Here is a 3,359-nt window from a genome sequence, read left to right as displayed (position 1 = left end):
CCGCCAGGCCCGCCGCCCCCGCCGATGGCGACCGAAATTGCAGGCGCTACGCCGATGGCGTAGCCGCCATTGCCGCCGCCACCGCCGACCGACTGGATCAGAATGCCATGCGCGCCGTCGCCGCCGTTTCCATCGACGCCGGTCTTGATGACGCCGCCAATATTGCCGGTCGCCGTATCGCCCTGGCCGCCACCGCTTGCCTTGCCACCGATCGACACGAGACCGATGGCGCCGCCGCCATCGCCGCCGCCGCCGCCCACCGACTCGACCAGCATGCCGATGGCGCCCAGGCCACTGGTGGTGATGTTGCCGGTGTTGGTCCCCGTGGCTGCCCGGCCGTCATTGCCATCCGTACCCGCGCCGCCACCGCCGAACAGACCTAGACCGCCACCGCCGTCGCCGCCGCCACCGCCCACCGACTGCACGACCATGCCGCTGGCAAAATCTCCCCGAGTTGTGATGGTCCCGGAATTTATCCCCTCGGCATTGCCGCCGATTGTCGGCACGCCCCCATTGCCGCCGTTACCCACGATACCGAAACCACTTGCACCATCACCGGCAACGCCGCCCGCCGACCGCACAAGCATACCCTTCGAGAAAGCCCCGTCCGTGGAAATGGAGCCGGCATTATCGCCTTTCGCGTCACCGCCGAAACCGCCATTGCCGCCATTGCCACCCTTGCCGGCACCGATCGCAGCGCCCAAGCCGCCATTGCCGCCGCGCCCTCCGCTGGAATTGACGGTGATGCCGTTCGAATTGACCCCGTGCGTGATGATATTGCTTTCGATCGTAGTGGTCACGGTCGCCGTGCCGCCATCGCCACCCCGCCCGCCGACGCCGCCCTTACCGCCTACCGCGATGGCGAATGCCCATGCGCCGTTACCACCATCCCCACCGCTGGCGTCGCCCGATATGCCGGGAGCATTGTCCCCCGATGTTTCGAGGGCGCCAGATGCGTTGTTTGTTATATCGACGGTTCCGCCCTTGGCGCCATCGCCGCCTTTACCACCCTTGATCTCCACAAAAGGCGGGACGGCTGTTGCATGGACAGCCGAGCCGCCATCGCCGCCGCGCCCACCCCGGGCGCTGCCAACGAAAGCGGCCTCCCCGGAGGTCGTGCGGCCGACACTATTCGTTCCCGTAGCCGGCGCCACCGGCGAATGGCCATCTCCGGCGTCAGCAGTACCGATTCCGTCATCACCATTGTCGCCCGGTGCACCATCCGTATTGATGGACAATTGCTGCGCATGGGCCGGAGATTGAGCGTAAGGAAAGACCAGCCCCACCAGTGCCGTAGCGCAAAGCAATCGAGCTATCCGTTTGGGCAGAGTGGCGAGACATTGATTCGGCCGGCCGGGCAAACCCTTCTGAGTCGCCGCGGCATCACGAAGAACTTCCTCAGAACATGCCCTGGCTGAACCGTCGTCGGCCGATGCGCACGACAATACGGCAACGCGCTCTGTGAACAAAGCCATGCACTTACCCCCCATTTTACGGGGGCGCGCCTCAATGCCTGCTTGAGTCCGACGCCACCGCTATGCTCTGCTCATGCAATTGCAATAAGGATGCCGGCACTGTGCAATAAGGTTCAATGCATTAAAACAGGGCATCCGTATTCCCACTTGCGGAGCTCTGACTCAATTAGAATACATTAACTTATGCCGGATGAAACCAAAAATTTACGTGGGGAACACTGACCAAAGCCACCGACGTTTCATAGTCATCATATGATGACTATCTGCCGTTTCGCGGCCGAAATCGCAGAACAAAGCGATTGGACCGCCCGATTTCGTGATACTCGACCCGCTGGCCATGGCATCGACGCGCAAACGCCCTATATCAAAGGACAGAGTTTTTGCGCGGGAATGAACGGATGTCGGCACTTCGGCCATCAACGATCTTCACAGTGGCAATGCTGGCCACGGCAGTGCTGGCGGGCGTTTGCCTGCCGGCTTCCGCGCAAGCGCTCAATCCCGCTACCGGCAACAATGCGCTGATCCGGCAGAACGACCTGCAAATCCTGCAAAACAGGATACAGCGGCAGCAATATCAACAGCAACAGCAGCAGAATCGCGCCCAGGACCGCCAGATCTTTCAGCAACCGCCACCGGTCGTGCAGCAGCTCAAGCCAAGCTGCCAGACACAGATAATCGGCACCACCGCCGTGAGCAATTGCCGCTGACATCAAGGCCTTTTTCGTTTATTTAGCCGACTTATGTATTTCGAGTGTCGTTGGCACATGCGAAAGTTTTGGTTTTGCAACGACGCCTTGTCGCGCTATGCGGCATTGCATCGACTGGATTGACGAATGGCAGCCACCAAGAAAAAGGCCGTACGCAAGGCAAAGAAGGGCGAGAGAATCCGCCAGGTGGCGGCTATTCCCTTCCGGCTGACCGCGCGTGGCGATATCGAGGTGATGCTGGTCACGTCGCGTACCACCAGGCGCTTCATCGTCCCCAAGGGCTGGCCGATGAAGGGCAAGAGCGGACGCAAGGCGGCCACCATCGAGGCGCAGGAGGAAGCCGGCGTGCTCGGCAAGACGCTGAAGCAGCCGGCGGGCACCTATTCCTACTGGAAGCGGCTGGCAAATCGCTTTGTCCGCGTCGACGTCATCGTCTACCTGCTCGAGGTGAGCGAGGAACTGGCCGACTGGCAGGAAGCCAAACGACGCCAGCGGGCCTGGCTGGCGCCAGCCGATGCGGCCATGCTCATCGACGAGCCGGATCTTTCAACGTTGGTGAAGACGCTGAAGATCCCTGTGCAGGTGGACCAGGCGTAGAGCCTCACTCGCCGGGGTCATCGCTTTCGGGAAACGGCCGCACCGGCGTGCCGGTATAGGCCCACAGCCACTCGCGCGGCAGCGGCCCCTTGTTTCGCTCGGCCTGCTGCGACTGCTCCCAGGCATGCGCCAGGATGCCGACCGAGCGCGACAGCACGAAAAGCCCTCGCGTCAGCGGCGGCGGAAAACCGAGTTCGCCATAGATGACGGCGGTGGCGCCATCGATGTTGAGGGGTATTTTTTTCCCCTTGCGGCGTTCGACATCCGCCTCGACCGCTTCGGCGATATCGGCGAAACGCCCATTGACGGCACCGCGTGCGGCAAATTCGCGGGTCAGTTCCAGCAAGCGCGGCGCGCGCGGGTCGACGGGATGGAAGCGATGTCCGAGCCCCGGCACATAGCCCTTCTCCTCGGCGAAGAACCGGTCGAGCCGCGCCGAGACCGCCTCATTCAGCGTCATCCCGGCATCAATCGCCACGGCAATGTCACCATAAAAGGAAAGCGCCTGCTCGCCGGCGCCTCCATGCACGTCGCCGAGAACGTTGATGGCCGAGGCCATGGCGCTGTTGATACCGACGCC

General features: G+C 62.6%; 3 protein-coding genes and 1 pseudogene. 2 read left to right on the top strand and 2 right to left on the bottom strand.

The annotated features are described in order from the left end of the window. Positions 1-1,238 (bottom strand): annotated as a pseudogene (locus tag EN884_RS40205) (autotransporter outer membrane beta-barrel domain-containing protein); the annotation flags it as partial. Between the two features lie 635 nt (positions 1,239-1,873). Between EN884_RS40205 and EN884_RS30345 the strand changes: the two are divergent. Further along, positions 1,874-2,182: a hypothetical protein gene (locus EN884_RS30345; RefSeq protein WP_013529617.1), complete on the top strand. Its 309-nt coding sequence runs from the start codon at positions 1,874-1,876 to the stop codon at positions 2,180-2,182. Between the two features lie 126 nt (positions 2,183-2,308). After that, positions 2,309-2,779, top strand: coding sequence for an NUDIX hydrolase (locus EN884_RS30340; RefSeq protein WP_013529616.1), 471 nt, complete (start codon positions 2,309-2,311; stop codon positions 2,777-2,779). Between the two features lie 4 nt (positions 2,780-2,783). Here EN884_RS30340 and EN884_RS30335 read toward each other — a convergent pair. Then, on the bottom strand, positions 2,784-3,359 hold a 576-nt coding region (locus tag EN884_RS30335), incomplete at its 5' end, for a citryl-CoA lyase (protein ID WP_128360925.1).

The organism is Mesorhizobium sp. M7A.F.Ca.AU.001.01.1.1 (genome assembly GCF_004022735.1).
GTDB classification, from domain to species: Bacteria; Pseudomonadota; Alphaproteobacteria; order Rhizobiales; family Rhizobiaceae; genus Mesorhizobium; species Mesorhizobium ciceri.
Note: the sequence above shows the minus strand (reverse complement) of the source record. Positions and strands in the feature narration are given on the sequence as shown.

What these genes read in the sequence shown, in the direction of transcription:
- EN884_RS30345 (WP_013529617.1), top strand. Translation starts at nt 1,874, where the DNA reads ATGTCGGCACTTCGGCCATCAACGATCTTCACAGTGGCAATGCTGGCC.
- EN884_RS30340 (WP_013529616.1), top strand. Translation starts at nt 2,309, where the DNA reads ATGGCAGCCACCAAGAAAAAGGCCGTACGCAAGGCAAAGAAGGGCGAG.